This is a genomic window from Nocardiopsis flavescens (assembly GCF_900141985.1).
GTDB classification, from domain to species: domain Bacteria; phylum Actinomycetota; class Actinomycetes; order Streptosporangiales; family Streptosporangiaceae; genus Nocardiopsis; species Nocardiopsis flavescens.
Map to the genome: position 1 here is coordinate 1 of NZ_FQZK01000067.1, position 1,249 is coordinate 1,249.

The following is a 1,249-nucleotide window of genomic DNA, read 5'->3' on the forward strand; positions in this document are numbered from 1 at the left end:
ACCCCTTCTGGGTCCCCGACTTGAAGGCGTGGGTCGACGCGATCGACCTGGCCCCGGGCATGTGGTTGCAGACCTCTGCCGGCACCTGGGTCCAGGTCAACGCGATCCAGGCCTGGTCCCAGTCCGCTACGGTCCATAACCTGACGGTCCAGGGTGTTCACACCTATCATGTGGCCACAAGGGCGCTCGATGTCCTCAACCACAACTGTGGTGGAATCAGTGATGAAATGCATGCGTCAATTCAAGATCGCCATGGGAATGACGTTGCAGATGGTGTGGACTGGAATGTTCAGAGAATGTGTGCAGAATGCAATTCTGTCAAGGAAGCAACTGATCACAATATCAATGGAATTGGTCAGGATGTGAACAGGATGGCCGAGTACTTTGCTGGGCAGCGTGACCTGGGGATGACTCATGTGGATAGAAGGGCGCTTGGAACGACTGCCAGGCGCGACGAGACTAGGATTGACCCTCGCGGTAGGGGTGTGACGATAGTCCAGAATTCATACATGGTCCATGGATATCATCAGTCTGCTGATGATTTTAATAGACTATTTAATCGACTGGGGTAGATGGGGATGTATCAGAGGGTGAGGGTGCGGCGAGTCGGAAGAGGCTATCTTCTCAGTCTCACTCCAGTTCAGTTCGAGTTGATTAGGAGGGTTCTCATTGACATGGGTAGTGACAGCTATCCTTCGATAGTTGTAGATGCTGCAACAGGAGGGATTTCTGATAAACTTCTGGCGGCGAGGGACCACAGTGTTGATTTTCGATCGAAAAGGAACGTGGATCTCGAATTAACATTTGAAGAAGTCGGCGTTATTTTGAGGGTGCTGGGTTTTGTTTCTTTAAGTCTATCTTCCGAGGAATGTTTTCATGAAAAATATGGGTTCTATAGCGAGAATGTTCGAGCCCTTGGGAGGGAAATTTATTCTTCTCTGTGGGGGCTTGAAAATTGATATAATATTTTTTAAATTAACCTAGATCTTTCATGATGGGTGAGCAGTCGGCGCGGACGGTGCTGGCGACGATCCTGGGTTCGGGTGCAAAGGCGTTGGTCGAGATCACCATCGACCCCACCACCGAACGCGACGCCCCCGAGGGCGAGACCGTCTCCGCGGGTGTGGTCGAGGTCGACACCGAGAACGCCGGCCTCCCGGGTCCGGTGGCGGCCGGGGATGTGGTCATCGCGACTGATGAACACCCCTTCTGGGTCCCCGACTTGAAGGCGTGGGTCGACGCGATCGAC

Annotated in this window: 1 protein-coding gene and 1 pseudogene; both read left to right on the forward strand. The window is 53.1% G+C overall.

Going from position 1 to position 1,249, the window contains the following annotated elements; all coding sequences use genetic code 11:
- The first annotated feature begins 572 nt into the window (after positions 1–572).
- Positions 573–959 (forward strand): hypothetical protein, encoded by a 387-nt coding sequence (locus tag BUE45_RS32320; RefSeq protein ID WP_143173572.1) that lies wholly within the window; start codon positions 573–575, stop codon positions 957–959.
- A 32-nt stretch (positions 960–991) separates the two neighbouring features.
- Positions 992–1,249 (forward strand): annotated as a pseudogene (locus BUE45_RS31035) (hypothetical protein); the annotation flags it as partial.

What these genes read in the sequence shown, in the direction of transcription:
- BUE45_RS32320 (WP_143173572.1), top strand. Translation starts at nt 573, where the DNA reads ATGGGGATGTATCAGAGGGTGAGGGTGCGGCGAGTCGGAAGAGGCTAT.